We start from the raw sequence: 25,954 nt of genomic DNA on the forward strand, positions 1-25,954 counted from the left end.
ACCCCAAAGACTCCTGTGGAGGCCTTGATGACCAAGACGAGCCTGGCGCTGCCCGACACGCGCGTGGCCGTGGCCGGTGACTGGCACGGCGACACATGGTGGGCCAAGCGCGCGCTCGACCGTCTCGACGACGCCGCGCCCGACGTGCGCACGGTCCTGCACGTCGGCGACCTCGGCGTCGGCCCCTGGCCCGGCGAGACGGCCCGTTCGGGGCACCGGTTCGGCGGGTTCGTCGCCGACCTCGACCGGGCGCTCGACCGGCGGGGCATGACGCTCTACCTCACCGCGGGAAACCACGACAACTGGGACGCCCTTGAGGCGGCCGCGACCGACGACCGCGGATTGCGCGCCCTCGGCGAACGCATCCGCTGCTTCCCGCGCCCGTATCGGCTCTCGATCGCCGGCAGGTCGTTCCTGTCGCTCGGCGGGGCCGCGTCGGTCGACCTGATGCGCCGCCGCCCGGGCAGGGACTGGTGGTTCGGCGAGCAGGTGACCGAGGCCCACGCACAGGCGGTCGAGGACGACGTCGCCGCCCGCGGCGTCGTCGACTACTGGCTCTCGCACGAGACGCCGGGGCCGGTCCCCGGCGGGCGCCTCAACCACCACGTGCGCGGGCTCGCGCCCGACATCGTCGCGTACAGCGACCACGTGCGATCCCAGGTCACACGCGGTTGGCTCGCCGCCCGCCCGAGCGTCGTCTTCCACGGCCACCACCACGCGCGCTACACGCTCGAGGTCACCGGCCAACCCAGTGCCGAGGACGCACCCACCGGTGAGCCGTTCACGTGCCGTATCGAGGGCCTGGGCAAGGAGGGCTCGGAGTACGCGACCAGCACCCCCGGCTACGACCACCCCGGCAACGTCGTCGTGCTCGACGTCGAGACCGCCGAGGTCACCGCGATCCACGGCGCATGACCGAGCGCCCCACCCCACCGGGACGCACGGGGCGGCCCGCTGACCGTGTCATGGGGCGCGCGACACGCGCCCGTCAGATCACGGCGCGGACCGCGCCACCTGACGCTCACGCCCCAGGGCGGGCGTGACAGTCAGTTCCGCACCGCGAGGCCTACTCAGAGAAGAGCAGCACATGTCCTTGTCCTCCCCCGTCGAGCTCCACCGGATCGACGAGCGGTTCAAAGCGATCGCCTTCGGCGCCCTCCACGGAGCGACCGAGCTCACGTCGCCCGACGGCGAGCGGATCCCGATCGACCAGACCGTGCTGGACCCGACGCCGGAGACCTTCCCCTTTTGCTTCGCGTTCCAGGGCGACGGCGACGACCGGTGGCACCTGCCAGGTTGGGGTCACCTGCTGTCGCTCGTGAGACGGGTGGGCGCCGACCAGCATCACGCGAGCCTGGTGGTGGAGTCGACGGTGAGCGACACCTACGCCGAGTTCACAGGCAGCGCTGAGCACGACGCCGTCGTCGTGCGCATCGGACAGGCCGCGCAGGACGGTGACGGCTTCCTGGAGTGGGACGTCCTGGCGACCAGCCCCGACGGCGGCGCGTTCCGACTGCCTGTCGGCGCGGTCGGCGATGACGTCCAGGCCGCTGTGCAGGGAGGCGACGTCGACTTCGTCTCTGTTCCGCGCGCGGCTGTCCTGCACGCCCTTGACGCCGCGGTCGGAGCGCACCTGTACCTGATCGCCGCGCCCCTCGCCGAGGACACGCTCGACACCATGGGACTCCTCTGAGATGGCCACATTCCTCTGGCACGACTACGAGACCTTCGGCACTGACGCGCGGTACGACCGTCCGGCGCAGTTCGCGGCCATCCGCACCGACCTCGACCTGAACGTCATCGGCGAGCCGATCGTCTGGTACTGCCACCCTCCAACAGACCGCCTCCCGCACCCGAAGGCGAGCCTCATCACCGGGCTCACGCCTCAGATGTGCCTGGACCGCGGCGTCCCGGAGTGCGAGTTCGCCGAGCGCATCCACGCGCTGATGTCCGAGCCTGACCAGATCGTCGTCGGGTACAACTCGCTGGACTTCGACGACGAGGTGTCACGGTTCCTGTTCTGGCGGAACCTACTCGACCCGTACCGGCGCGAGTGGGCCAACGGCAACAGCCGATGGGACCTGCTGCCCGTCCTCCAACTCGCCCACGCGCTGCGGACCGGCGGCGTTCAGTGGCCCGCCCGAGAGGACGGCCACACCTCGTTCCGGCTGGAAGACCTCGCACACGCGAACGGGCTTGAGCACGACGCGCATGACGCGCTCAGCGACGTCATGGCGACGATCGGCCTGGCACGACTGGCGCGGCAGGCTCACCCGGACCTGTGGGCGCACGCGCTGGGCCAGCGCACCAAGCAGACGGTCAGGCGCCAACTGGACCGGGCGTTGGTCGACCGTGCCCCGCTGCTGTACATCAACCCGTTCGCAGGAGCCGCACGCGGCTTCCTGTCCGCGATGGTTCCGCTCGCGTGGCACCCCACAGACGCAAACTGCCTCGTCGCCTGGGACCTGCGGACTGACCCGTCGGAGTTGGCGGACCGGTCGACCGACGAGATTCGCACCAGGCTCTTCACCAAGAGCGCGGACCTGCCCGAAGGGGTGACCCGCCCGGGCCTGGTGACGATCAAGGTCAACCGGTGTCCGATCATCCTGCCCCTGACCGGCGACGAGCGGTGGGCCGCCGCCCAGCGATGGGGCATGGATCCGGCTGCGATCGAACGCCATCGCGCACGCCTTCCCGTCGGCGGCGGGCGACTGGATGAGAGGCTCCGCGCGATCTACGCAAGGCGCACCGACGCGAGCGACGCCACCGCGCCCGACGTCGACACGACGCTGTACGGCACCTTCGTCGAGAGTGCCGACCGCAGGCGGCTGGACGTGGTCCGCGCCGACCCGGGGCGGCAGGCGTCGGGGTTCGACCATCCGGACCTTTCTGACCTCGTCCGGCGGTACCGGGCGCGCCACGCGCCCGCGACTCTCACCGCGCACGACCTGTCGCAGTGGGAACAGACGCGCCGTCGGCACATCGTCGACGGCACGCCCGCGACACCCTCGTACTCCGAGTACCTAGCCACGATCGACGATCTCGCCGCAGAGCATGACGACGAGCGCAGCGCCGCGATCCTCCACGACCTGCGCGACTGGGGAGGCGAGCTCGCCGCCTCGGCGGCGCCAGCCAACGCCTGAGTCGGCACCCGACCTCACGCCGACGGCGGCGGCCCGCCGCGTCGCCGGTATGACCCGAGGTCCGCGAATCGGACCCGCGGCTGGGGCGGCCGTTCGCCGATGAGCGCGTCCGTCTCCGCGGCGACACCGGCGGGCAGGATGTCCACCGGTGCGGGCGCGTCCGCCCGTTCACAGCCCTCGTCGTCGAACACGGCGTCCACGGCGAGGGCCAGGCGGCGCACCGCCTCCTCGAAGGTCGGCGCGGACACGTCCAGGCGCGGGTCGTAGTAGTGCTGCCGGTACGCGCCCTCGACCGTGTAGGCGCCGTCGTTGTCGTAGCGGTGCTGGTCGGGCACGTGCCCGCCCGTCTCAAGCTCGACCACGACCGTCCCGTCGGCCGACAGGCGCGGCTGGACCTCGACATGGCGCATGTGCCCGCCGGTGCGCCACCGCCAGAACTGCGCGTCGGTCCAGTCCTCACGTCCGGGGTCGCTCGCGGTGTCCCGCACCCAGAACGCCGGGTGGGAGTCGACCCACGCGAACGCGTTGAGGAACGACGGTTCCGCCCGCCACCGCGCGTCGCGCTCGGCGAACTGCCGCCAGGCGTCAGCCAGAACGGCGACACGATCCGCATCAGTGATGCCGAACAGCAGACGTGTGCCCCCACCCTGGGACGGCACGAACGCCATCGGGGAACGCCGGCCCACGCCCAGCCCGCCGTAGCGTCGGGCGACCTCGTCGGAGAGCATCACATCGACGTCCTCGACCGCGTCGTACGACGCCTCCAACTCCGCACCGAGCAGACGGCGCGCGCCGTCGGGCGCGACGCCCCAGAACTCCTCCCCGTCCGCGCCGTCGACGACGTCGAGCAGCAGCGGCGCCACGACGTCGGGCAGCAACGGCTCCAACCACCGCGGGACCGGAAACCGCCCCGGCCACGTCTCCTCACTCATGCGCGCATCCTTCCCGCACCCGACTTGACCACCGACCACACACCCACCGACGCCGCACCCGGCTGCGCCCAGCGTCTCAGTACCACTCGACGCTCTGCGCGTACCCGCCGACCGACCCGGGCTCCTGGCAGTGGGCGACCATGACCGCGATCGCCTCCGCCCGCGAGAGCAGGCTCTGGTCGCCGTGGGCCAGGTCCGACAGCGGGATCCGCCCGTCCGGATGGGCCTGGGTGACCTGCACCGCGTACTCGCGGCCCAGGCACATCGCCTGGGCGTAGAAGTAGCCCGGACCGGGTGGCCGGTCCAGTGTGCCGACCGTCAGCCACCCATCCACCGAGAACGGCAGCAGGTCCGCAATCTGCGTCAACGACTCCAGGCGCCCCTCGACCACCTCCTCACCCGCGAGCCCACGCGCCCAACGCAATGGCCGCACCAGGTCTGGCAAGGGCTCATCGAGCGCTGCCACGAGGGCGAGGAACTCCGCTGCGGTTGGAGTCAGGGTGCTCGGGGTGGTCGTGCTGGGGGTGAGGGTGCTGGGCATCGTGAGCCTTCCGGATCTCGGTGGGGCGAAGCTGCCCCATGCCCCCTGTGTGGGAAGGGCCCCGCATCTGCTCCGAGACGCCGAAACCTCGGCGCGAGACCACCAATCGCGCCTCGTCGCTGGATCACACGCGCACCCCTTCCCACCCATGCCTTGGAGGCACTGGCCGCACCAGGGCCCTCGGGCGTGGAACAGGCCGCCTCCGCACCCCCACATGGAGAGCGAGGTCCACTGACCCCGACCCACGACGAGAGGAACCAGACCATGACCGACCGACACACCGACGACGGCTCCGGGAGCCTCCCCGCGCCCGGCCCCTTCCCGCGCCAGCAGGTGCGCGTGCTGTTCGTCACCACCGACGCGGTCATTCCGCCGCAGGCGGCCACCGCCGATGTCGACCGCCTCCACCATGAGGCCATCGCCTCGGCCGGCGGGTGGGAGCCCCTCGGACACCACCGGGCGCGGCGCGGCTGGCGGCAGCGCCTGGGCTCGCACGTCGTCTGCTACGACGTCGCCGCCGTCATCGGCATGAGCCCCGACGACGAGCGTGTCGAGGCGATCCGCGCCACCATCTGCGCGTACAACGACAAGCGCGGCTACCACTACCTCGACATGAGCGACGGGGAGCGGTTGGGTGACGCGCTCGCCTTCGCCGTGTCCGACGACGTCGCCAGGATCGCCGACGGCGGCTACGACACTGCCGCGGTCACCGTCATCACCCAGGGCGACCGCGACGTCGTCGACGACGTCCACGCCCGCCTGACGTACCTGCGCCCCCACATCACCGTCACCGCCCTACTCACCGATCCCATCCTCGGCCTGGCCGACCGCGGCATGCCCATGCCGCCGCAGTTCGCCGCCCTGGACACCGAACTCGACAACCGCATCGGCCCCATCGACCCCCGAGCCCCCCGCTGGCGTCGACCCTGGCGACGAGGCGGCGAGGCCACACCTCCCCCAGGCCTGCTCGGCGACCACAGCCCCCACGACTGACAGGACGACCACCATCCCCACGATCTACGCCATCCCCGACCTGCACGGATGCCTGACCGCGCTCCACGCCGCGCTCAATCGTGTCAATCTCGACGGCGACCCCGGCGCGCGGGTCGTGTTCCTCGGCGACTACATCGACCGAGGCCCCGACAGCCTCGGCGTCCTGACCACCGTCCGGGGCCTCGCCCTGCGACACCCCGAGCGCGTCGTCGCGCTTCTGGGCAACCATGAGACCGACTTCCTTGAGTGGATCGACGGTGACGACGATGACCTCGACTGGCTCCTGGCGGACCTCGACGTCGGGCTGCGCACCGTCCACTCGTTCCTCGGCGCCGCACCGGGCGATGACACGGCACGCGCACTCGAGAGCGACCGTCACGACGTCGATGCGCTGGCGTCGCTGAACGCCGCCGTCAAGGCGGCCCTCACCGCGCGGCATGGCGCCGTGATCGCGTGGCTGCGCGGGCGCCCGCTCGTCCACGAGACCGACGACCAGATCTTCGTCCACGCCGGGATCGACGAGGCCGCCGGCGAGAGCTGGCGCCTGTCCACGCCTGAGCATGTCCTTGTCTCGAAGTTCCCCGCCACCACAGGGCGGTTCGTCAAGACGATCGTCGCCGGGCACATCGCGACCTCGACCCTGAACCTGGACGGCGGGCACGCCGTCCACTTCGATGGCGCGAGCCACTACTACCTCGACGGCGGCGTCGAGCACACCGGACGCCTCAACATGCTCCGGTTCGACACGACGACCAAGACCTACAGCGCCTTTCATGTCTGACGCGAGGGCGTGCTCGACGGATGGTGGTCGGCCAGCCGCGCGCTACACCGTCTGCCCTCCACGGTGCGCCGTGTCGAGCGACGACATCACGGCGGTCCACCTCGTCGATCTCATCGATCCGGTGTGGGCGGTTGGGCCGTCGACCCACCAGCTCGACGGGGTGGAACCTGCCGGTCCCGTAGCTCGGAGCACATGGCGACCCCACCACACAGGGGTACCGCACCCCCGACCGGAGGGAACCAGCATGGACACCATCAACGACTTCTCCCCCAACCCGTGGCTGGTCTCGCGCGTCGACGTCACCACGAGCGACGGCGGCCAGTGGGCCTTCGTCCGCACCGGCCCCACGGACGGCGACGACCCTGGCCTCGTCGAGGTCACCGGCGGCGGCAACACCTACCTGCTGACGAAGGTGGAGACCGACTGGTCCCACGACACCAGGGCCCGCGGCCTGGTCAGGCCGCTGCTCGGCGCAGGACGAACCTCCGTCCTGTCCGTCGAGCCCGCCGCTGCGGGCCACGGCGCGGACGACGGCACGCGCGTCGGAGGCACACAGACGCTCGTCCTGGAGGTCGCGTCTGTGGCGACGACGTTCGCGGACGGCCTGGTCGGTGTCACAGGCCGCATCGACGCCGCGGATGGCTGGTGGCCCGGCGACCGGCCCGGTCCTCGACGTGATCGGCCCGTGCGGCGGCGCCACCGTGCGTGCGGATCTTCGGGAGGACCGGTTCTGCGCCGCCATCAGGGCCGCCGCAGCCGAGGCGGACGGCACCTGCGAGACCTGCGGAACCAACGAGGCCGTGGCGCTGCGCGACACCGGGTGGTGGCAGACGCTCTGCGACGCCTGCGATGCCGCCCCCACCAGGGCGCGCAAGGCCCGCTGAGCACGCCCGCGCTGAGGCCCTGGACCAGATCACAACCCCACCCCACATCAGTCACGACAGCACGACCCGCCTCTACCCCGCATTGGAGACAGACCCATGAACGAACCGCACCAGCCAGCCCGCCCGGACGTCGAGCCCACGTTCGGGCGCGGCCCGAACCGCGTGTCGGTCCCCCTGACCGACGTCGAACGCGGCGTCCTCGAGGAGATCGCCGCAACCTGGGGCGTGTCCGTCCCCGTCGCAGCCCGACGGCTGCTCCTCCTGGCCGCCAACGTCTGCGTACCGTCGCCCGGACGCTGACCCCGCCGCCGTCATCCACTGTCAGCACCGAGAGGAATCCTGCGCCCATGACCACCAAACCCGTCCCACGCGCTCCCGAGCCGTTCCCCGACGAGTCCGCCCGCGCGCTGCTCGAACTCGCCGTCGGCGCCCAACAGGTCCACCAAGAGGCCGAAATCCACCTCGCCCAGGTGGTCAAGGCCGCCGTCAAGGCTGGGGCGACATGGGAGCACGTCGCCCACTGGCTCGGCGCCATGACCGCCGACCAGGCACGCGAGAGGTTCGAGAACGCCGACTGCGCGGTATGCCTGGACGACCAGGCGGTGATCGCCCTGTCCGGCGTCGCACAACGCCACGGCCTCACCACCCTGGGCGAGGCGGCCACCCTCGTCCTTCATTGGGCCGTCGAGAACCTCGACAGGACGACGGCGCACGACGGCGGCGAGACCACTCCAGCGTCGGCCGTCGAGGCCGCCGCGGATGACGACGGCGAGGAAACCGATGACCACTGACGACGCGCACGCCCGCTGGCGTGCCGCAGAGATCGCCCGACGCGAGGCATGGCGCCTCGCGTCCGACCGCACTCTCGAGAGACTCCGCCGGGAGCGCGACGCGAAGCAGGCGGCGGCGCGCGCCCGGTACACCGACGACCTCGCCGCAGCCTTCGCCGACCACCTCACGGGCGACGCCGGCGCGGACGCGCACACGCTCGCACACCTCGCGGTCGAGCGGCTCTTCCTGCCCGCCGACGAGAGCGGAGCGCCCTGCGACTGCTCCTGCCACCCCCGCCTGCCCGAAGGGCTCCACGACTTCGGCTTCGCGTGCCGATGCCGAGGCGCCTCGGCGACGACGCCTGCCCGCACCCTGGGCGGCGCCCGCGCCACGTGGCCGACGCTGCCCGTGGACGAGGCCGCCCGCGCGCGAGCGGCAGATGAGGCGCAGGACCTGGCGGCATGGCTCGCCACGCAACCCGACGTCGTCGTGACCGAGCACGGCGGCGCCGCGCCCGAGCAATGGACCGGCGCCATCGCGGGCCGCCGCTTCTACTTCCGGGAACGGTGGGAGCACTGGACGCTCGACCTCGACGTCCACCCCGTGCCCTCCCTCGCCTTCCGCGGGGTGGACCCCGACGGCGTCGGCATCTACGAGGACGACACGATCGACGAGGGCACCGAGATCGCCGGCGGCTCCGCCGGCTGCCCCGGCTACGGCCAAACCCCACGCGAACGCGCCGAGTTCATCGTCGGCCTCCTCCGCCGACACATCACCGGCGAGGACGCCGAGGACACCATCAACCAGCCGACCCCCGAGGAGAGCCAGTGACAACCTTCTACACCGCCGACCTGCACCTCGGGCACGCCAACCTCCTGACGCTCTCCGCTGCCCGCGGCGCCCAGTTCGCCGCCGTCGAGCAGATGGACGCCGCGCTCATCGAACGCTGGAACGAGACCGTCGCCCCGGACGACACCGTGTGGGTGCTCGGCGACGTCGACATGCACGGCAAGCCCACCAACCTCGCGAAGGTCACGCAGCTGCACGGCACCAAGATCCTCATCGCCGGCAACCACGACGCCTGCTGGGCCGGGATGCGCGGCGGCTGGGCCCACCGCAAGGCGTACCTCGACGCGGGGTTCGACGCCGTGCTCGACTTCGCCGTCACCACCCTGCCGTCGACGAAGAAGAACGCACAGCACCCCCGCGTGATGCTGTCCCACTTCCCCTACGACGGCGACCACGCCGACACCGACCGGTACGAGGCGTTCCGCCTGCGCGACCGCGGGATCCCCTTGCTGCACGGCCACGTCCACGAGGCGTACCGCGAGCGCAAGTCCAGGCGCGGCACCTGGGGCGTCAACGTCGGCGTCGACTGGTGGGACTACCGCCCAGTCCACGAGCGCACCCTCGCCGCGCACCTCGACGACCTGCGCCGCGGTCCAGCAAGCCGCTGAGAGTTCGGGCGTCCACACGAGCGCGTCAGGACCGCGGCTCGGTGTGCACCACTCAGGCAGGTACTGCCAGGACCTGCCTCGGGGGCGTGGGAGCGCCTAGCGTGGAGGACCATGAGCCACGACGATCACCGGGCCGAGGTCCGCGAGTTCCTCAGCTCGCGGCGGGCACGCGTCGCGCCCGAGCAGGCGGGGCTGGCGGCCTACGGCGGCAACCGGCGCGTCAAGGGACTGCGGCGCGAGGAGGTCGCGATGCTGGCCGGCGTCTCGGTCGACTACTACGTGCGCCTGGAGCGCGGGAACCTCTCGGGCGCCTCCGACGGCGTGCTCGACTCGCTGGCCGGCGCGCTGCAGCTCGACGAGGCCGAGCGGGAGCATCTCTTCAGCCTGGCGCGAGCCGCCGGGCCGGCGCGTCGGCGGACGCACGCGAGGACGGGCGCGGTGCGTCCCGCGGTCCAGCAGATGCTCGACGCCATCGGCGACGCGCCCGCCTGGGTGTGCAACGGCCGGCACGACATCCTCGCGAGCAACCGCATGGGCCGGGCGCTGTACGCGCCGGTGTTCGCGGACCCGCGGCGCCCGGCGAACACGACCCGGTTCATCTACCTGGACCCGGCGGCGCGGGACTTCTTCGTCGACTGGGAGCGGGTCGCGAACGACGCCGCGGCGATGCTGCGCCTTGAGGCCGGCCGCAACCCGCACGACCGGGAGCTGATCCAGCTCGTGGGCGAGCTGTCGACGCGCAGCGAGCTCTTCCGCGGGCGCTGGGCGTCGCACGACGTGGTGTTCCACCGCAGTGGCCGCAAGCGGCTGCGGCACCCGGTCGTGGGGCAGCTCGACCTGAGTTTCGAGTCCATGAAGCTGCCGTCGGAGCCCGTGCTGTACCTCAACGTCTACACCGCGCCCGCGGGGTCGCCCACCGCTGACGCCCTGAGGCTCCTGAGCTCCTGGGCAGCGACCCAGGACGCCGAACAGCTGCCCGAGCCAGACCGTGCCGGCGCCGAGAGCCGAGGAGAGGCATGAGCACCTGGACCCCGGACGAGCTCGACCGCATCGGGCGAGCGACAGAGCTGGAGGTCGCGCCGCGCCGTCCGGGCGGGAGCCAGCGCCCGTACACCACAATCTGGCACGTGACCCTCGGCGGCGACCTCTACATCCGCTCGGCGCGCGGCCCGGCCAACGGCTGGTTCCGGCGCGCGCGGACGGCCGGCAGGCCGAGACCGCGCAGCCAGTCGGTGACGGAAGGCTCAACCTCACGGGCCTCTTCGCCCCGGACGGCCAGCCCGTCGGTGACCGCGGAGGCGGGACACATCTCGACGTACTCGTCCCGCACCCTGCCCATGCCACTGCCGGCGTGGGTGACGAACGGGTGGACCGTCGTACCGTTCAGGCCGGCGCCCTCGACGAAGGTGCGCATGATCATCGGCGCACGCACGTTCCACACCGGGCCGCCGAGCAGCACGGCGTCGTAGCCGGCGAGGTCGGGCAGCGGGTTCGCGATGGCGGGGCGGGCGTCGTCCTGCTGCTCGCGCACGTTGCGGTCGACGGTCTGCTCGTAGTCCTCGGGGTAGGGGTTGGCGGCCTCGATCTCGTAGACGTCGAGGTCCGCACCGTCGACGATCCGCTCGATCGTCGCGGCGACCACCTTGGTGTTGCCCACGTCGAGCATCGTCCGGTCGCCGTGGTGGTAGTTCTCCCCAGCCCGCGAGAAGTAGGCCAGGAGCACGCGCGACGACGTCGGCTCAGCGGGCCGCGGCGACGTCGTCGGGCCGGGTGAGGCGGGCCCCGACGACGAGGGCGCCGTCGAGGTCGCGGTGTCGGGCCCAGGTGGGGAGCAGGCCGCCGCCAGCAACACCCCGCCGATGGCCAGGCCTGCCCGCAGTACGGTGCGGCGGTCGACCGCCACGGCCGGCTCCGCCAGCCCGCGCATCACGCCTCGGGGATCTCGCGGCCGAAGGTCCCCAGCGTGATGGCATCCGGTTCCGGCCCGCGGCGCACACCGGTGTCCAGCGCGTCGATCGCCGCCAGCTCGTCGCCGGTGAGCTCGAAGTCGAAGACGTCGAAGTTCTCGGCGATGCGGGCCGGCTTGGTGGACTTGGGGATGGCCGAACGACCCTGCTGCAGGTGCCAGCGCAGCATGACCTGCGCGGCGCTCTTGTCGTGCTCCTTCGCGATGGCGACGATCGTCGGGTCGTCGAAGGTGCGCGAGCCGGCCCCGCGGTAGGCGGTGATGCCACCGATGGGCGACCACGCCTGGGAGAGGACCTGGTGGGCGGCGTTCGCCGCCAGCACGTCGGACTGGCGGAAGTAGGGGTGGACCTCGATCTGGTTGACGGCCGGCACCACGCTCGTCTCGGCCAGCAGGCGCTCCAGGTGGGTGCGCATGAAGTTGGAGACGCCGATGGCCCGGACCTTGCCGTCGGCCTGCAGTTGCTCCAGCGCCCGGTAGGCCTCGACCGTGAGGTCGAACCGGGACGGCAGGGCCTGGTGCAGGATCAGCAGGTCGATCTGCTCCAGGCCCAGCTTGCCGGCGGACTTGTCGAACGCGTGCAGCGTGGCGTCGTAGCCGTAGTCGCTGATCCAGACCTTGGTCTCGACGAAGACGTCGGACCGGTCCACGCCCGAGCGGCGGATCGCCTCGCCGACCTCACGCTCGTTGCCGTAGGCGGCGGCGGTGTCGATGTGCCGGTAGCCGACGCGCAGCGCCTCGGTGACCGCGTCGAGCGTCTCCTCGGGCGTGGTCTGGAAGACGCCGAAGCCCAGGGCGGGCAGCTCGACGCCGATGTTCAGGGTCCGGGTGGGAACGGTCATGCCTTCACCGTACGAACCACCGGGCCCGCGAGGCAGGCACTGTCGGTACCCCCTGCGTCAAGGGGGTACTGACAGTGACTCCCGCCGACGGGGCACAGCCCGCAACCTGGTCAGATGCGAGCAACGTTCATGTACGGCGCCGGTGACGTCCGTGTCGAGGAGACCGCCGAACCGAAGATCCTGCAGCCCACCGACGCGATCGTGCGGATCGTGCTGTCCTGCGTCTGCGGGTCCGACCTGCACGCCTACCACGGGTCGGGCACCCGCTCCGGGGTCGCGGCGATGGGGCACGAGTTTCTGGGCGTGGTCGAGGAGACGGGAGCCGACGTCGCCGCCGTCCGCAAGGGCGACCTCGTCGTCGCCCCCTTCGTGTGGGCGGACAACACGTGCGACTTCTGCCGCGAGGGCCTGCACACCTCCTGCCGCCACGGCGGGTCCTGGGGCGTGGGCGACGTCGGTGGCGGGCAGGCTGAGGCCGTGCGTGTCCCGCAGGCCGACGGCACCCTGGTCAAGCTGCCCGTCGGGCTGGACTCCGAGCTGCTGCCGGACCTGCTGACCCTGTCGGACGTGATGTGCACCGGCTACCACGCCGCGACCAAGGGGCGCGTGAGCACGGACACGACGGTCACGGTGATCGGCGACGGCGCGGTCGGCCTGTCCGCCGTCCTGTCGGCGAAGCTGCTCGGCGCCCGGCGCATCATCCTCATGGGCCGCCACACCGCACGCACCGACCTGGGCGTCGAGTTCGGCGCGACCGACGTCGTGCCCGAGCGCGGCGAGGAGGGCGTCGAGCGGGTCAAGGAGCTCACGGGCGGGGACGGCACCCACGTCGTCCTGGAGTGCGTGGGCCTGACCCCCGCCTACGACCAGGCATTCGGCGTCGTGCGCGCCGGCGGCGTCGTCTCCCGCGTGGGCGTGCCGCAGTACCAGGACGCGAACGTGGGGTTCGGGCGCATGTTCTTCCGCAACGTCACCCTCACCGGCGGCGTCGCGCCCGCCCGGGCGTACATCGAGGAGCTCCTGCCCAAGGTCCTGGACGGGACCATCCACCCGGGCAAGGTCTTCGACCGCACCGTCTCCCTCGATGACGTGCCCGCCGGCTACCAGGCGATGAACGACCGCGAGGCGCTGAAGGTGCTGGTGCGGCCCTGAACGAGCGGACGCACGAGGACAGGCACCGCATCACCAGCACGAAGGAGAACCGCATGACCACCTGGCTGGTCACCGGGGCGTCAAGGCCCTGACGAGAGCGCGCTTCCAGGCCACGGGCACTGCTTGCGCCAGCCTCGCCGAACGCCGCTGCCCTCTTGCCGCGTGGGCCGACCCTGCGGGACCCTCAGGGCTGGCGCCAGTACGTCGTGGCGCGTCCCGGACCGCCGATCTGCTCGACCCGGCCGGCGTCGCGTAGGGCGCGCAGGGTCTTGCGGAGCGCGGGAGCGGCTTTCCCTGTGCGTTCAGCGAGGTCGTTGATCGTCGCCGGCGTGGCGCCCAGCGCGTCGAGAATTGCCTGCGCGGCGGGCGTGACGGTCGCGTCCGGTCCTGTTGTGACAGCCGTGTCCGTCGAGCTCGTCGCTGCGTGCAGGATGGCGGTGAAGGCGATGCCTTCGTCGATGAACTGGGGTGCGACGACGCGTGCGTCCGTGGGCGTGCGGGCGTAGCGGCAGATCTCGACGAGTCGGCCGTTGCGCGCCGAAGTCGCATCGGGCTGACCTAGCTGGCGCTGCTCGGTCGAGCCGCACCTGCAGGGCGAGCCGTGGGCGGGGCCCAGGTCAGATCAGGTGGCCCATGAACAGCGCCACGAAGGAGAAGTAGATCGCCAGCCCGGAGATGTCCTTGATCGACGTGACGATCGGGGCCGCACCCGAGGCGTGATCGGTGCCGATCTTGATGAGGAACCACGGCACCAGGAAGCCGAGCATCGCGGAGAGCGTCATCGTGGTGATGAGCGCACCGCCGACGGCCAGGCCGAGGTACAGGTCCTGCTGCCAGACGCCGGCCACGAGGCCGCCGGCGAGGCCCACGAGCGTGCCGAGGGTGACGCCCACGGCGGCCTCCTTGAGGAACGGCCTCCGGAACGTCTTGATATCGATGTGGCCGAGCGCGACCGCCCGGGCGAAGACGGTCGAGGACTGCGTGCCGACCGACCCTCCCATGTCCATGATCAGCGGGATGAAGAACGCGACCACGATGACCGACTCGAGCGTCTCCTCGAATCCCTCCACGATGCCGCCGGCGACCATGCCCCCCACCAGCGTGATGGCGAGGAACGGAAGGCGGGACCTCATGATCGACCAGAGACTGCCGTGCGTCATCTGCTCGGAGCGCGACACCTCCGTCTGGCTGGTCCTGACGTCGGCCAGGCCGGCCGCCTTGTACATATCCTCAGTGGTCTCGTCGTCTATGACGTCGATCGCGTCGTCCACCGTCACGATGCCGACGAGCCGGGTGTCCGCGTCAACGACCGGGATCGCGATGAGGTCCAGGTCGGCCATCTGACGGGCGACCCGCTCCTGGTCGGCGTCGGTGCGCACGAAGATCGGGGGCTGGGACATGATCGTCGACACCAGGGAAGTCGGCGCCGCGACGAGCAGCTCGCGCAGCGAGATCGCCCCTTCAAGCCGGCCCGAGTGCCCGACGACGTACAGGGTGTAGATCGTCTCGGCGTCGTGAGCCTGGGCCCGGACGGCGTCGATGGCCTCGGCGGCGGTCAGGCTGCGCTCGAGGGCGATGTAGGCGGTCGTCATGATGCGACCGGCGGTGTCCTTCTCGAAGGCGGCCGCGTCGAAGGCTGCGGCGTCGGTGGCGGGCGCGACCGGCTGGACGGTGGTGACGGCGAGGGACATGGGAGTCTCCTGGTCTGTGCGTGAGGAGGAGGCGTCTGGGGCAGCTCCGGGTACGCCAAGTCCTTCTCAGAAAGGCATGACACGGCGGTACGGGAATGCGCCTCAAAAATGGCGGGAGTCGGCGCCGAATCACGAAGGAATGCGCGAGATCGCGATGCTTCGCACATCCTGGGAGGCGAGACCGGCACAGGGTCTGAAGGCGGGGTAGATAGGCGCCCCGTCAGTTCACAGGACCCGGGGCGGGAAAGGGCGGCACACCCCGCAACGGCGCGCGGGGGTTAGTGCGCGCGCGAGAGGAGGGGCGAGCTCTTGCGACTATGACCGCAACTCATGGCTGCCCACCTCCTCAGGTTTCGGCGCTCCTTCGCGGAGGCCCGTGCTCATTCCGCAAGAACCGTACTATGGCGCGGCGAAACACGATGTCGCATCGACGGAGCGCGCCACCCCGCGGTGCGCGGGGGCGACACGTTCGGGCCTCTCGCTCAGCGCGGCAGGGCGGGCAGTGAGCGTGGCCGCGAGGCGCCTCGCGCCGACGACGCGCGACTCACGCGCAGGGATCGGACCGTGGGGGCCATGCGAGTCGTCACCATCGACGCCACCGGGAACGCAGGGACCGCGCCCCTGGCGCGCTCGCCGAAGAGCCGCATCCCCGGGACGATCGACCGGACCACGTTCGGCCTCTACCTCGCGGACCTCCTCGCGGGTGAGACGGCGGGGCTCGAGGGCGTCGCCCCGCGTGCCGGCAGTTCCGGAGCTCACGGTGCGGCGCTTGCGGAGCTTCTGCCTTGTGCGGCTCCTCGCCGATCCAGACACTGGGGCCGCGTTCGCCGCGGGTACCGACTCGATGACACGTTGCGAGGACGACGCCGTCCGGGTCGCGCTCGGCGGCTTCCCTTTGGCGCTCGCGGCGCCCACCGACCGCGCCCACGGGCGCTGGATCGACGACGACGTACGCCTCACTCTTAAACGAGACGTCCAAGAGCTGTCGACGGTACGGCAGGCCCACACGCTGCCACTCATTGAAGCGCGCGGGCGTCTCGTCCCGCCTCCTACGCCTGACTCCTGAGAGACTCGCTCGCCGCGAGCCCGCTGCGCTGACCGAGTTCGGTCACGCCTTGGAGACCTTCGTCGTCGGGGAGCACCTCAAGGAAGCCCGTTGGACCGACGGCGTCGTCGGCCGCGAGCGCGGGCCTCGACAAACCCCGACACAACGCTGTCGCCCCGGCTTGCGATCGTGGGGCCATGACCACCACGCGACTGTCCGCGCACGATTTGATCGACGGCTGGGGCCGGCTCTGGAACGGCGAACTCGGCCTCGCCCCCTGGCTTGTCACCGACGACTTCACGATCCGATTCGGCAACCCCGCCCTCGCCGCCGACGCCGACGCGCTACGCGGCCCCGAGGCGCTGGCCGAGTTCATCGGCGCCTTCCGCGCGGGGCGGGACGGCCTGCGCTACGCCACCACGGTCGAGCGCTCTGGGCCGGGCCACGCCGTGTGCGTCTGGCGGGCCGACGACGACGCCGCGGGCGTGCGCGTCGGCGGCATCGACGTCTTCGACCTGGGCGACGACGGGCGGGCGGCCCACGTCTGGTCGGTCACCGCGGGCCGGCCGCTGGCCTGACCGTGGCCGCCTGTCACCGGCCGCTGGCAGCCTGGTGCGGGTGAAGCGGTCCGAGCGACTCCACGCCGTCGTCGACCACCTGCGCGCCCGAGCGCCGCGGCCGGTGTCCGCCGAGCGGCTCGCGGGCGAGTTCGGCGTCTCGCGCAGGACGATCGAGCGGGACCTGGCCGCACTTCGCGCGGCCGGTGTTCCGCTCTACGCGGTCGACGGTCGGTCCGGCGGGCACTGCGTGGTCGCGGACTACTCGCTGCCGCCGCTCAACTTCCGCGCCGACGAGGCGCTGGCCGCCGCCGTCGCGCTCGACCTGCTCACCGGGTCGCCGTTCGAGGCGGCCGCCCGCCGCGCACGCGACCGCATCCTCGCGGCGGCGCCGGACGCGGTTCGCGCGGAGGTGTCCGCGGGCGTGGTCCCGGTCGACGCCGTCTTGCGGCCACGACGAGTCCCACCAACCCCTGGCGTGGCCTTGCTGCCAGGCGCGATCGCCAGACGCGAGGTCGTGCGTCTTCGGTACCGCGCGGCCGTGCGCGACGTCGAACCGCTGCGGCTCCTGCACGGTGACGGGTTCTGGTACCTGGTGGCGTGGTCCCGGCCGGGCGGAGGCGTGCGCGGGTTCCGGACCGACCGGATCGAGGCCGTCGAGCTCACGGGTGAGCGGTTCGTCGCCCTGCACCACGACGACGTCGACGCCGACCTGTCCAGATGGGACCGCGTCCCCGTCGGCCGGTGAGGGCGGCTGGCTGCGGGGAGACGGCCCGCAGTCCCGGTCGACCGGAGTTGCGGCGGCACGAGAGAGCACCGGGGCGATGATCACGCGCGTCGCGGCCGTGACTCAGTGGGCCTCGTCGCGAGCGGCGATGGTCGCCGCCAGGCCGTCGAGGATGCATCGCAGGCCGAAGGCGAACCCGTCGTTGTCATGTGGGCCGAAGGCGCCGTCCGCGGCGGCCTCGGCCAGGGCCGGGAAGTCGGTCGCGTGCTCACGGAGCGTCTCGTGGAGCCCTGCGGCCAGGCGGGCGCCGTCGTCGGCTGCGATGCCGGCCTCGGCCTGCACCGCGGTGCGCAGGTGCCCGACGATCACCAGGGCGGCGTCCACCTGCTCCGGACCGGTGAGCCCGGTGCCGCGCAGCGTGGCCACGGCTCGCTCTATCCAGCTCAGTTCGTGGGGCCCGAGGGGTCGCGCCTGCAGGGTGGCCGACGCCAGCCAGGGGTGACGGCGGAAGACGGTGTGCAGGTCGATCGCCCAGGCGTGCAGCGCCAGCCGCCACTCCTCGGGCCTGTCGCCGGCCGGCGCCGCGCCCATCGCGGCGTCGATCATGAGTGTGACCAGCTCCGGGCGCCCTGGGACGTACCGATACAGCGACATCGCGGTGAACCCGAAGCGGTCTGCCAGGCGCTGCATCGTGACCGTCGCCAGCCCGTCGGCGTCGGCGATCTCGACTGCCGCGCCCACGATCTGCTCCACCGTGAGCTGGGGCCGCGGGCCGCGACCGCGCGGCGCCTTGCGCCCCCAGAGCACATCCATCAAGGTCGCCCTTTCCGTTGCTCGACGCTCCCACCGTGTGTAGCGTCCACCTTACTGATTATCTGACAAACAGTAAGGGGATGCGTCATGGGCACGCTGACAGGCAACGTGGCGCTGGTCACCGGCGGCTCGCGGGGAATCGGCCGTGCGATCTGTCTCGGCCTGGCCGCCGAGGGCGCGCTGGTCGCCGTGCACTACGCCGAGGACGACGCCGCCGCCAAGGAGGTGGTCACCGACATCGAGCAGGCGGGCGGGTCCGCCCTCCCCGTTCGCGGCAGGTTCGGCGACGACGGCGACGTCGACACGGTGATCTCCGCCTTGGAGGCGGGGCTGCGCGAACGCCTGGGTCGACCCCGCCTCGACATCCTCGTCAACAACGCGGCCATCAGCGAGTCCGCTGGCGGCATCGACGGCGAGACCCCCGAGGCGTTCGACCGGCTGTTCGCCGTGAACGTTCGGGCGCCGTTCTTCCTGATCCAACGGGCGCTGCCGCTCATGAGCGCCGGTGGGCGCATCATCAACATCGGCTCGGGCGCCACCCGCATCGCCCTGCCCGGCGAGCTGGCCTACGCGATGACCAAGGCGGCGATGGAGAACCTGACCCGTAACGCCGCCAACGACCTAGGAGCGCGCGGCATCACCATCAACATGGTCTCCCCCGGTCCCACGCGCACCGAACGCATGGCCGCCTTCCTCGACCATCCCCAGGCCCAGGCCGCGGTGGCCGCGAACCAGGCGATCGAGCGGGTCGGCACACCGCAGGACGTCGCCGACGTCGTCACGTTCCTGGCCTCTGACGCCAGTGGGTGGTTGACGGCGAACGTCCTCGACGCAACCGGCGGCAGCTACCTCGGCCCCAAGCGACTCGGCTGAGGCCACAGCCCAGAGACACGGACCCGAGCCGGGTCAGACGCGCGCCGCGTGCGGGTCGCTGGCGTTGAGGCGCGCGAGGGTCGCGTCGTAGACACCGCGCTCCCGCGCGAACCGGAGGAAGCCCACACCCTCGACCAGGATCTCGTGCGCGTCCGGCTGGGCCTCGAGCAGGTCCATCACCTCGTCGGCGAACGCGTCGAGCGGCTGCGCGATGGGGCTGTCCTCCTGTCCCGGCATGAGCGTGGTGCGCACCGCCGGCGGCACCAGTTCGATCACCTGCACCCCGGCCGGCTCGAGTTGGAGCCGAATGCCCTCCGAGAGCTGGTGGATCGCGGCCTTGGTCGCGTTGTAGGTCGGCGTGACGCGCAGCGGCACGTGCGCCAGTCCGCTCGAGACGGTCACGAACACGGCTCCGGGGCGCGTGCGCAGGTGCTCGACGAATGCCGCGACGAGGCGGATCGGGCCGTGCAGGTTGGTGGTCACGGTGCGCTCGGCGGTGGCCAGGAAGTCGGGGCCGGTCCAGTCCTCGGCCTGCATGATGCCCGCCATGGCGACGACGACGTTCAGATCGGGGTGGTCGGCCAGCACCTGCGTGGCGGCGGTCTGGATCGAGTCCCCGTCCGCGGTGTCGATCCGGACGGCGTCGAGTCCGGAGTGCTCGGCGACGATGCGCTCGAGCCGCTCGGTGCGCCGCCCGCCGACGATCACGGTGTTGCCCCTCGCCTGCAGCCGCAGGGCCAAAGCCAGCCCGATGCCGCTGGTGGCGCCGGGGATGAAGACGGTGTTGCCGGTGATGTTCATGCCTCCACCCTGCGGCCGCCCCGCCGCGCGCGGGAGAGGACCCCTCATCGGGGGACCGGCGATCCCTGCCTGGGCGCTCGCGGCGGGCGTCGTCGGCGGCGGACCATGGGGGCATGGAGCGGATGGACAGGGCAGGCCTCGCGGACTTCCTGCGGCGGCGGCGTGAGGCGGTGCGACCCGCCGACGTCGGGCTGCCGGTCGGCGCCCGACGACGCACCGCGGGGCTGCGGCGCGAGGAGGTCGCGGCGCTGGCCGCGATGAGCGCCGACTACTACACGCGCCTTGAGCAGCGACGCGGGCCGCAGCCCAGCGAGCAGATGCTCGGCTCGCTCGCACGGGCGCTGCGCCTGTCCGACGACGAACGCGACCACCTGTTCCGGCTCGCGGGCCGCGCGGCGCCCGACCGCACGGTGGTGAGCGGCCACGTGTCGGCGGCTCTGCTGCGCGTGCTCGACCGGCTCGGCGACACCCCGGCGCTGATCCTGTCGGCGCTCGGGGAGACGCTCGTGGCCAACGAGCCCGCGACGGCGCTGTTCGGCGACAGGACGGCGTACACGGGGCTGATGCGCAGCGAGGTCTACCGCTGGTTCGTGCGGCCCGGCGAGCAGGAGCTCTACCCGGCCCGCGACCGCGAGCGCCAGGGGCGCGCCCAGGTCGCGAACCTGCGGGTGGCCTTCGACCTGTACGGGCCCGACTCGCGTGCGGGCGAGCTGGTGCGGGCGCTGCGGCGCGAGAGCCCCGACTTCGCCGCGCTGTGGGACCGGCACGAGGTCGCGCGCCGGTTCGAGGACCACAAGGTGCTCGTGCACCCGGAGCTGGGCGAGCTTGAGGTCGACTGCACGGTGCTGTTCACCGAGGACCAGTCGCAGTGCCTGCTGGTGCTGACCGCGCCGCCGCGCACCGAGGCCGCGGACAAGCTCGCGCTGCTGCGCGTGATCGGCACACAGGCGCTGGCGCCCGAGCGAGCCGCTGGTTCGTAACGCCCAGGAAACCGGGTGGCGGCTTGCGGGAGACATGCCGTCCCTACCGTGGCCACGACCTCGCAGCCCGCGACGGGCTCCGAGGAAGTGCGAGCGAAGGGATCGAGATTGCCGCAACGGCTTCGTCGCCACCGAGGCGTCCTGGGAGTCCTGGGCTGTGTCGCGCTCGTCGCCGGGCTCGTGGGGTGCACCAGCCACGACGATCCCTTCGCCTCGGCTCAGGCCGTCATCCGTGTGGGCGCATTGCCGACCGCCGCGCCGACGCATCTGGGCGAGACCTTCGACCCCCTGTCCGACGCCGAGTACGGCTACGTCCGATCCCTCGCCTCCTCCGCGTCGGGCGTCCCTGGCACGGCTCGCGACGTGACCGGTGGCCAGGGGCCGGAGGTCATCACGATCGACCCCGATCTGAGCGCGACCGAGGGTAGGCACGCGACAGCCCTGCTCTACGACTACGCCGCCGACGTCCTGTACACCGTCCACGTCGATCTCCGGACGGGCAGCGCGCGGGTCGAGACCTCCGAGGGCTCCCAGCCCCCACCGAACGCTCGCGAGACCCGGCGCGCCACCGAGATCCTCCTCGCCTCGCCGGTCGGCCAACCCTGGCGAGACGCGTACGCCGCCGGCACGGGAGAGGAGCTGACCTCCGCCGACCAGCTCGAGGTGCTCGGCGGTGCACACGTGCCCCCGGCCCCCGGCGGCGCCGACGACGCCTGCTCCACGCACCGGTGCGCGCGCCTGCAGATCACCACGGACGACGGCCTGCGCCTGACCGCGACCAACCCGGTGGTGGACCTCTCCGCCGGCGCCGCCATCGAGCAAGACTGACAAAGGAGGGCCATGACCCATCAAGCGACCCCGCGCCGGGCTCGGCGCATCGGAGCGATCATCGGCGCGGCTGTGACGGCGTCGCTCGTCGTCGCCGGTTTGGCTGTGTGCGCGCAAGGCGCGCAGGGCGCGGGCGCCGCGGCGTCGGCCGTGGGCGTGCCCGACCTCGGCTGCTCCGACCCGCAGGCCATCGTCAAGACGTTCGAGTCCGGCTCCTCGTGGGCATTCTGCGCCGTCAGCGAGTCCCAGCGCGGCACGGTGCTCAAGAACGTCTGGTTCAAGGCCGCGCAGGACGCCGCCTTCATCAAGGTGCTCGACGAGCTCGCCCTCGGCCAGCTCAACGTCCCCTACGACCACGGTGGCGAGGTCTGGAACGACGTGACCACCTACGGATTCGGCAAGCTCTTCCTGCAGTCGCTGTCCGCGCAGGACTGCCCCGCGACGCGGCAGACCGTCAAGGACGGGTCGCTCTACACCATCCCGGTCGAGCAGACCTGGGAGGCCGACGACGAGACGTGGACCGCGGCGGGAAGCCGCACGATCCCCGGCATCTGCGTCACCGACGTCTCCTCGCCGCTCGGCGCGCGCTCACACGAGCAGACCTGGGGCGACTGGTCGGACAACGCGCTGTACTCCGAGCCGACCCAAGGCCTGCAGGTGTACTCGGTCTCGAAGGTCGACTGGTACGAGTACGTCCAGAAGTTCACGCTCTCCGACAACGGCTCGATCGAGGTGTCCCTGGGCGCCACCGGTGACATCTCCCCGAACGACTTCGTCTCGGCGGCGGGCGACCGCTACGAGGCGCCGGAGTGCGACGACACAGAGGTCTACGACTTGCCCGACACGGACGCGTCCGAGGATCTGGCCTGCACCTCACCGGACGCGATGGGCAGTGGCGCCGCCGCGGGGTGGCCGCTGGGCACGGGCGCGTCGGACTTCGCCGCGAACCACTGGCACAACGCCATCTGGAAGGTCGACTTCGGCATCGACGGCTCCACCAGCGGCCAGGTCGCCACCCGCTACACGTCGCAGTTCGTCGGTGACAACACCCTGGTGCCCGGCGAGTACGGCGAGCCGAACGTCGAGTCGAAGGTCATGGAGCTGGCCGGGACGCCGATCACGACCGAGGCCTCCTTCGGCGGAGGGTCACACGCCCCGGACGCCGCGACGACGTACTACACGGTCAGCAACCCGGACAGCCTGAACGCCGACGGGCACGCCCGCGGCTACGACTTCGTCTTCGGCAACATCCAGACGTACGACGCCAACCCGGTCACCTCTCCGCTGATCACGTTCTCCCAGGCCAACCCCTGCGAGGTCTACGCCAGCTACAACGTCGCCACTGGCGACTGCGCGGCGTCGGCGGGCAAGTCGCTGGTTGACTACGTGTCCGACGCGCAACCCCTGACCGACCCGGTCGCGTGGGTCAACGTCGGGTTCCACCACGTCGTCCGCGACGAGGACCAGTCCCCGATGCCCACGCACTGGCAGGCGTTCACGCTCTACCCGCGTGACTTCACCGCGACCGCGCCGGTCCACCCGGACAACCGTGCGTGCGTCAACGGCGACGTCGGCGCCACCATGCACGCGGTGTGCGTGACCCCGCAGGCCACGAGCAAGCCGCGCCTCTCGCAGGCCGGCAGCACGATCACGGCGTCGCCGGGCACGTGGGCGCCCGAGATCATGACGTCGACCATCGACGACGCCGACTCGCTCGTCGACGCCGACCCGGACACCGAGGGCGACCAGCCGTTCGTGCCCGAGCAGGTGAGCGCCTACCGCTTCACCTACCAGTGGCTCGTCAACGGCAAACCGCACGGCGAGCCCACCGAGGAGAACACCCTCAAGGTCACCAAGGCGCTCGCGGGCGCCAAGGTCAGCGTCACGGTGACGGCCCAGCCCGACACCGCCCCCGGGCAGCAACTGCCCGGAGGCTCGATCGGGACGGCGACCTCGACGCCGATCCGAGCGAAGTGACCCTGGCGCCTGGCCCGCGGGGCGCTCGCCCCGCGGGCCAGGCGCCGTCGTGCCCGACCATCTGGAGGATCTTGACCGTGCGGACCGGAGCCGTAGCCTCTCTCGCAATCGTGTGCGCGTTGGCCCTCAGCGCCTGTGGGCTTCCGATGGAGCACACCGCGGGGATGGACCATGCCACGCACTCCATGGCCTCGCCGTCGGGCCCGACGGCGACGCCGAGCCCCGCTGCGACGGGCGGCGGCTTCGGGTTCCAGGCGTTCGACCCGGGCTCCGTGCGCAGCGGGCCAGCCGACGTGCTGCCCACCGACGTCGACCTCGCGTTCGCCGTGCGGATGATCCCCCACCATCGGGCCGCTGTGGAGATGGCCCAGATGCTGCTCACGGTGGACGGGCTCGACCCGCAGATCCGTGAGCTCGGGGAGTGGGTCGAGCGCGACCAGCAGCGCGAGATCGACCTGATGACCGAGTGGCTGGACGCGTGGGACACGGCGTACCCCGAGCTCGACGCCTGGCGCCCCGCGGACGAGGCGATGGCGGCGGTCGGCGACGGCATGGGGCCCATGCCGCACGACGACGGCCCTATGGACATGAGTCCCGGGGCCGCGACGCACGACTTTCTCGTGGGGATGATCCCCCACCACCAAGGGGCGATCGCGATGGCGCGGGTCGCCGTCGACCAGGGGGACAACGCCTTCGTCGACGCGCTCGCCCACCACGTCATCACCGAGCAGGGCGTCGAGATCGACGCGATGCGCGCCCTGCTGACGCGGTTCGGCTGAACGGGCCACCCGGGCAGTGCGCGCGCGGCCGCGCTCCGCTCAGCGCTCGGACCATCGCCGCAGCGCCGATCAGATCGGCCGCCTCAGCGGATGCGCAGCTCGTAGAGGCGGGCGGTCGTGGCCAGGCCCGCGTCGAACGCCTTGGTCTGCCCCGTGGCGCGGAACCCGAACGACTCCCAGAACGGAACGGCGCCCGGAGCGTTGGTGTCCACGATGGCGAGCCGCAGCGTGCGAACCTCGGGCCAGGCACGACGCACGTGGTCTTCGGCCAGCAGGTAGGCCGCGCGCCCGTACCCGCGGCCCTGTCGACGGCCGTCGACCATGAGCAGCCCGATGAAGGCGACGTCGGGCGCCGGATACCCGCGCACCAGGTCGACCAGCGCGACAAGCCCTTGCCCGTCGCGCGGGCTCGCATCGTCGAAGAACCCCAGCACGGCCTTCGCGTCAGCTCCGACGCCCGGGGGCCGCGCGGCGAACAGGCGCTCGCCGTCGGATGGTGCGGGCGCGGCGCCGGTGACCCGTTCGCTGTAGCCCGGGTCCCAAACGAGCAGCGCCTGCGCGAGCGGAGCGTCCTGGGCGCTCAGCTCTCTGACGCGCAGGGGCGCCGGGGTGCGGTGGCGCCGAGTGACCGTCTCAAGGTTGCGCTGTGCCAGGAGTCTGTGTCCGGTGTCCGTCATTGCGGACGAGCGGACCCGCATCGCCTCCAGGTTCCGCGCCACGGCGTCGCGCGTGGCGTCGGGCGCCGTCGCGTCGGGACGCGAGGTGACGGCTGGGGCCCGCTCGCCGACGGCGCTGGGAGCACTCCTCAGGGCGCCGCGGGCCGTCACGGCGGGCCAGGTCCGCGACGCCCCTCTCGCCGTGCGCGAGCCGACGGCGACCGGCCGCGCCGGCTGCGGTTCGGCCTGGGGCCAGGCGACGACGAGATACTCCTCAACCGGATCCTCGACGACGTGGTCATAGCGCCGGTCCCTGCCCCGGGCGTGGACACGCAGCCGGTACCAGCCCGGGCCGAAGGCGTCGAGCCGCTCCTGCCCGGCTGCGGCCCGCCCGCCGGGGTCGGCGACGGTGACAGGCCCAGGCCGGAGAACTGACCTGCTGCCCGCGAGCACACTCACCTCGGCCACGTCCTCCCACCCGGGATCGGGGTCCTCGGCAGGGTGGGGGCGCGCGCTGAGGGCAACCCGAACGGGCCCGCACGCCACCCCGGTCAGAATCCGCAGCGGACCGCGCACCAGGCCGGCGACGAGGCCGCCCACCACGTCCGACGTCGCCCCGGGCGCCGCTGAGGCGCCGACGACCTCCACGCAGTGCTCGTCGGCCCGCACCACCCCGTCGTCCGTCATGGCCCTCACCCTGCCGCGCCAAGGCGACCTGGACAACACTCACCCACCCCGGCGCCCTGCCGCTGCACGCATGCGACC

The 25,954-nt window shown here is 72.0% G+C and carries 28 protein-coding genes and 1 pseudogene; 20 read left to right on the plus strand and 9 right to left on the minus strand.

Features of this window, described 5'->3' with window-relative positions; all coding sequences use genetic code 11:
- Positions 1-27 precede the first annotated feature (27 nt).
- From EV386_RS12815 to sbcB, 3 genes are all read left to right on the plus strand, one after another.
- Positions 28-915 (plus strand): metallophosphoesterase family protein, encoded by an 888-nt coding sequence (locus EV386_RS12815; RefSeq protein ID WP_165399931.1) that lies wholly within the window; start codon positions 28-30, stop codon positions 913-915.
- Positions 916-1,087: 172 nt separating this feature from the next.
- Complete coding sequence (locus EV386_RS12820) at positions 1,088-1,693, plus strand: hypothetical protein (RefSeq protein ID WP_130415561.1); 606 nt, start codon at positions 1,088-1,090, stop codon at positions 1,691-1,693.
- A 1-nt stretch (position 1,694) separates the two neighbouring features.
- Positions 1,695-3,143 carry an exodeoxyribonuclease I gene (gene sbcB / locus EV386_RS12825; protein WP_130415563.1) on the plus strand — a complete coding sequence of 483 codons (1,449 nt, stop codon included), beginning with the start codon at positions 1,695-1,697 and terminating at the stop codon, positions 3,141-3,143.
- Positions 3,144-3,157: 14 nt separating this feature from the next.
- Here sbcB and EV386_RS12830 read toward each other — a convergent pair whose 3' ends face one another.
- Both EV386_RS12830 and EV386_RS12835 read right to left on the minus strand, forming a co-directional pair.
- Positions 3,158-4,075, minus strand: a complete 918-nt coding sequence (locus EV386_RS12830; protein ID WP_130415565.1) for a hypothetical protein — start codon at positions 4,073-4,075, stop codon at positions 3,158-3,160.
- A gap of 76 nt (positions 4,076-4,151) precedes the next feature.
- Positions 4,152-4,616, minus strand: coding sequence for a hypothetical protein (locus EV386_RS12835; RefSeq protein WP_130415566.1), 465 nt, complete (start codon positions 4,614-4,616; stop codon positions 4,152-4,154).
- Between the two features lie 264 nt (positions 4,617-4,880).
- Here EV386_RS12835 and EV386_RS18740 point away from each other — a divergent pair, with 264 nt between their 5' ends.
- From EV386_RS18740 to EV386_RS12870, 9 genes and pseudogenes are all read left to right on the plus strand, one after another.
- On the plus strand, positions 4,881-5,609 hold the full coding sequence (locus EV386_RS18740) for a hypothetical protein (RefSeq protein WP_242607956.1): 729 nt from the start codon (positions 4,881-4,883) through the stop codon (positions 5,607-5,609).
- 31 nt (positions 5,610-5,640) lie between these two features.
- A complete protein-coding gene (locus EV386_RS12840; protein WP_278025483.1) occupies positions 5,641-6,390 on the plus strand; it encodes a metallophosphoesterase in 750 nt (249 codons plus the stop codon).
- A gap of 611 nt (positions 6,391-7,001) precedes the next feature.
- A complete protein-coding gene (locus EV386_RS12845; protein WP_130415570.1) occupies positions 7,002-7,274 on the plus strand; it encodes a hypothetical protein in 273 nt (90 codons plus the stop codon).
- A 96-nt stretch (positions 7,275-7,370) separates the two neighbouring features.
- On the plus strand, positions 7,371-7,574 hold the full coding sequence (locus EV386_RS12850; protein WP_130415572.1) for a hypothetical protein: 204 nt from the start codon (positions 7,371-7,373) through the stop codon (positions 7,572-7,574).
- 47 nt (positions 7,575-7,621) lie between these two features.
- Positions 7,622-8,065, plus strand: a complete 444-nt coding sequence (locus EV386_RS12855) for a hypothetical protein (protein ID WP_130415574.1) — start codon at positions 7,622-7,624, stop codon at positions 8,063-8,065.
- Positions 8,055-8,876, plus strand: coding sequence for a hypothetical protein (locus EV386_RS18345; RefSeq protein ID WP_165399932.1), 822 nt, complete (start codon positions 8,055-8,057; stop codon positions 8,874-8,876). The genes EV386_RS12855 and EV386_RS18345 overlap by 11 nt, the downstream gene beginning before the upstream one ends.
- Complete coding sequence (locus EV386_RS18350; RefSeq protein ID WP_165399933.1) at positions 8,873-9,502, plus strand: metallophosphoesterase family protein; 630 nt, start codon at positions 8,873-8,875, stop codon at positions 9,500-9,502. Before EV386_RS18345 ends, EV386_RS18350 begins: the two co-directional genes overlap by 4 nt.
- Before the next feature lie 111 nt (positions 9,503-9,613).
- Positions 9,614-10,522 (plus strand): helix-turn-helix transcriptional regulator, encoded by a 909-nt coding sequence (locus tag EV386_RS12865; RefSeq protein WP_130415578.1) that lies wholly within the window; start codon positions 9,614-9,616, stop codon positions 10,520-10,522.
- Positions 10,519-10,677, plus strand: a pseudogene (locus tag EV386_RS12870) (DUF2255 family protein); the annotation flags it as partial. The gene EV386_RS12865 and the pseudogene EV386_RS12870, both read left to right, overlap by 4 nt.
- On the opposite strand, the gene EV386_RS12875 reads toward EV386_RS12870, so the two are convergent.
- Positions 10,650-11,405 carry a flavodoxin gene (locus EV386_RS12875; protein ID WP_242607957.1) on the minus strand — a complete coding sequence of 252 codons (756 nt, stop codon included), beginning with the start codon at positions 11,403-11,405 and terminating at the stop codon, positions 10,650-10,652. The pseudogene EV386_RS12870 and the gene EV386_RS12875 sit on opposite strands and share 28 nt — an antisense overlap.
- Positions 11,406-11,428: 23 nt before the next feature.
- Positions 11,429-12,310 carry an aldo/keto reductase gene (locus EV386_RS12880; protein WP_130415582.1) on the minus strand — a complete coding sequence of 294 codons (882 nt, stop codon included), beginning with the start codon at positions 12,308-12,310 and terminating at the stop codon, positions 11,429-11,431.
- Between the two features lie 114 nt (positions 12,311-12,424).
- On the opposite strand from EV386_RS12880, the gene EV386_RS12885 reads away from it, so the two are divergent.
- Complete coding sequence (locus tag EV386_RS12885; RefSeq protein ID WP_130415584.1) at positions 12,425-13,462, plus strand: zinc-binding dehydrogenase; 1,038 nt, start codon at positions 12,425-12,427, stop codon at positions 13,460-13,462.
- A 184-nt stretch (positions 13,463-13,646) separates the two neighbouring features.
- Here EV386_RS12885 and EV386_RS19010 read toward each other — a convergent pair whose 3' ends face one another.
- Both EV386_RS19010 and mgtE read right to left on the minus strand, forming a co-directional pair.
- Positions 13,647-14,078: a DprA-like winged helix domain-containing protein gene (locus tag EV386_RS19010; protein WP_130416925.1), complete on the minus strand. Its 432-nt coding sequence runs from the start codon at positions 14,076-14,078 to the stop codon at positions 13,647-13,649.
- A gap of 1 nt (position 14,079) precedes the next feature.
- Positions 14,080-15,153 (minus strand): magnesium transporter, encoded by a 1,074-nt coding sequence (gene mgtE, locus EV386_RS12895; protein ID WP_130415586.1) that lies wholly within the window; start codon positions 15,151-15,153, stop codon positions 14,080-14,082.
- Between the two features lie 1,242 nt (positions 15,154-16,395).
- On the opposite strand from mgtE, the gene EV386_RS12900 reads away from it, so the two are divergent.
- Both EV386_RS12900 and EV386_RS12905 read left to right on the plus strand, forming a co-directional pair.
- Positions 16,396-16,776 carry a hypothetical protein gene (locus EV386_RS12900; protein WP_130415588.1) on the plus strand — a complete coding sequence of 127 codons (381 nt, stop codon included), beginning with the start codon at positions 16,396-16,398 and terminating at the stop codon, positions 16,774-16,776.
- Positions 16,777-16,816: 40 nt separating this feature from the next.
- Positions 16,817-17,503, plus strand: coding sequence for a helix-turn-helix transcriptional regulator (locus EV386_RS12905; protein ID WP_130415590.1), 687 nt, complete (start codon positions 16,817-16,819; stop codon positions 17,501-17,503).
- 102 nt (positions 17,504-17,605) lie between these two features.
- Here the strand turns inward: EV386_RS12905 and EV386_RS12910 are convergent, their stop codons facing one another.
- Entirely contained in the window at positions 17,606-18,295 is a 690-nt protein-coding gene (locus tag EV386_RS12910) for a TetR/AcrR family transcriptional regulator (protein WP_130415592.1), read from the minus strand.
- 87 nt (positions 18,296-18,382) lie between these two features.
- On the opposite strand from EV386_RS12910, the gene EV386_RS12915 reads away from it, so the two are divergent.
- On the plus strand, positions 18,383-19,168 hold the full coding sequence (locus EV386_RS12915) for an SDR family NAD(P)-dependent oxidoreductase (protein WP_130415594.1): 786 nt from the start codon (positions 18,383-18,385) through the stop codon (positions 19,166-19,168).
- Positions 19,169-19,201: 33 nt separating this feature from the next.
- Here the strand turns inward: EV386_RS12915 and EV386_RS12920 are convergent, their stop codons facing one another.
- A complete protein-coding gene (locus EV386_RS12920; RefSeq protein WP_130415596.1) occupies positions 19,202-19,969 on the minus strand; it encodes an SDR family oxidoreductase in 768 nt (255 codons plus the stop codon).
- A 122-nt stretch (positions 19,970-20,091) separates the two neighbouring features.
- Between EV386_RS12920 and EV386_RS12925 the strand changes: the two genes are divergently transcribed.
- The 4 genes from EV386_RS12925 (at position 20,092) to EV386_RS12940 (ending at position 24,533) form a co-directional block, all read left to right on the plus strand.
- The gene (locus EV386_RS12925; protein ID WP_130416926.1) at positions 20,092-20,949 is read left to right on the plus strand and encodes a helix-turn-helix transcriptional regulator; all 858 of its coding nucleotides are present in this window, start codon (positions 20,092-20,094) and stop codon (positions 20,947-20,949) included.
- Between the two features lie 108 nt (positions 20,950-21,057).
- Positions 21,058-21,777, plus strand: a complete 720-nt coding sequence (locus EV386_RS12930; protein ID WP_130415598.1) for a hypothetical protein — start codon at positions 21,058-21,060, stop codon at positions 21,775-21,777.
- Between the two features lie 12 nt (positions 21,778-21,789).
- Complete coding sequence (locus EV386_RS12935; protein ID WP_130415600.1) at positions 21,790-23,754, plus strand: copper amine oxidase; 1,965 nt, start codon at positions 21,790-21,792, stop codon at positions 23,752-23,754.
- 164 nt (positions 23,755-23,918) lie between these two features.
- Positions 23,919-24,533 carry a DUF305 domain-containing protein gene (locus tag EV386_RS12940; RefSeq protein WP_165399934.1) on the plus strand — a complete coding sequence of 205 codons (615 nt, stop codon included), beginning with the start codon at positions 23,919-23,921 and terminating at the stop codon, positions 24,531-24,533.
- A gap of 83 nt (positions 24,534-24,616) precedes the next feature.
- Here the strand turns inward: EV386_RS12940 and EV386_RS12945 are convergent, their stop codons facing one another.
- Positions 24,617-25,876 (minus strand): GNAT family N-acetyltransferase, encoded by a 1,260-nt coding sequence (locus tag EV386_RS12945; RefSeq protein ID WP_130415604.1) that lies wholly within the window; start codon positions 25,874-25,876, stop codon positions 24,617-24,619.
- Positions 25,877-25,954: the final 78 nt, after the last annotated feature.

The organism is Xylanimonas ulmi (genome assembly GCF_004216535.1).
GTDB classification, from domain to species: Bacteria; Actinomycetota; Actinomycetes; order Actinomycetales; family Cellulomonadaceae; genus Xylanimonas; species Xylanimonas ulmi.

Excerpts from the sequence above, each read along its gene's own strand:
- EV386_RS18740 (WP_242607956.1), top strand. The coding sequence starts at position 4,881 with ATGACCGACCGACACACCGACGACGGCTCCGGGAGCCTCCCCGCGCCC.
- EV386_RS12815 (WP_165399931.1), top strand. The coding sequence starts at position 28 with ATGACCAAGACGAGCCTGGCGCTGCCCGACACGCGCGTGGCCGTGGCC.
- sbcB (WP_130415563.1), top strand. The coding sequence starts at position 1,695 with ATGGCCACATTCCTCTGGCACGACTACGAGACCTTCGGCACTGACGCG.
- EV386_RS18345 (WP_165399932.1), top strand. The coding sequence starts at position 8,055 with ATGACCACTGACGACGCGCACGCCCGCTGGCGTGCCGCAGAGATCGCC.
- EV386_RS12920 (WP_130415596.1), bottom strand. The coding sequence starts at position 19,969 with ATGAACATCACCGGCAACACCGTCTTCATCCCCGGCGCCACCAGCGGC.
- EV386_RS12925 (WP_130416926.1), top strand. The coding sequence starts at position 20,092 with ATGGACAGGGCAGGCCTCGCGGACTTCCTGCGGCGGCGGCGTGAGGCG.
- EV386_RS12910 (WP_130415592.1), bottom strand. The coding sequence starts at position 18,295 with ATGGATGTGCTCTGGGGGCGCAAGGCGCCGCGCGGTCGCGGCCCGCGG.
- EV386_RS12835 (WP_130415566.1), bottom strand. The coding sequence starts at position 4,616 with ATGCCCAGCACCCTCACCCCCAGCACGACCACCCCGAGCACCCTGACT.
- EV386_RS12940 (WP_165399934.1), top strand. The coding sequence starts at position 23,919 with ATGGACCATGCCACGCACTCCATGGCCTCGCCGTCGGGCCCGACGGCG.
- mgtE (WP_130415586.1), bottom strand. The coding sequence starts at position 15,153 with ATGTCCCTCGCCGTCACCACCGTCCAGCCGGTCGCGCCCGCCACCGAC.
- EV386_RS12820 (WP_130415561.1), top strand. The coding sequence starts at position 1,088 with ATGTCCTTGTCCTCCCCCGTCGAGCTCCACCGGATCGACGAGCGGTTC.
- EV386_RS12945 (WP_130415604.1), bottom strand. The coding sequence starts at position 25,876 with ATGACGGACGACGGGGTGGTGCGGGCCGACGAGCACTGCGTGGAGGTC.
- EV386_RS12915 (WP_130415594.1), top strand. The coding sequence starts at position 18,383 with ATGGGCACGCTGACAGGCAACGTGGCGCTGGTCACCGGCGGCTCGCGG.
- EV386_RS12830 (WP_130415565.1), bottom strand. The coding sequence starts at position 4,075 with ATGAGTGAGGAGACGTGGCCGGGGCGGTTTCCGGTCCCGCGGTGGTTG.
- EV386_RS12850 (WP_130415572.1), top strand. The coding sequence starts at position 7,371 with ATGAACGAACCGCACCAGCCAGCCCGCCCGGACGTCGAGCCCACGTTC.
- EV386_RS12865 (WP_130415578.1), top strand. The coding sequence starts at position 9,614 with ATGAGCCACGACGATCACCGGGCCGAGGTCCGCGAGTTCCTCAGCTCG.
- EV386_RS12885 (WP_130415584.1), top strand. The coding sequence starts at position 12,425 with ATGCGAGCAACGTTCATGTACGGCGCCGGTGACGTCCGTGTCGAGGAG.
- EV386_RS12855 (WP_130415574.1), top strand. The coding sequence starts at position 7,622 with ATGACCACCAAACCCGTCCCACGCGCTCCCGAGCCGTTCCCCGACGAG.
- EV386_RS12900 (WP_130415588.1), top strand. The coding sequence starts at position 16,396 with ATGACCACCACGCGACTGTCCGCGCACGATTTGATCGACGGCTGGGGC.
- EV386_RS12880 (WP_130415582.1), bottom strand. The coding sequence starts at position 12,310 with ATGACCGTTCCCACCCGGACCCTGAACATCGGCGTCGAGCTGCCCGCC.
- EV386_RS12935 (WP_130415600.1), top strand. The coding sequence starts at position 21,790 with ATGACCCATCAAGCGACCCCGCGCCGGGCTCGGCGCATCGGAGCGATC.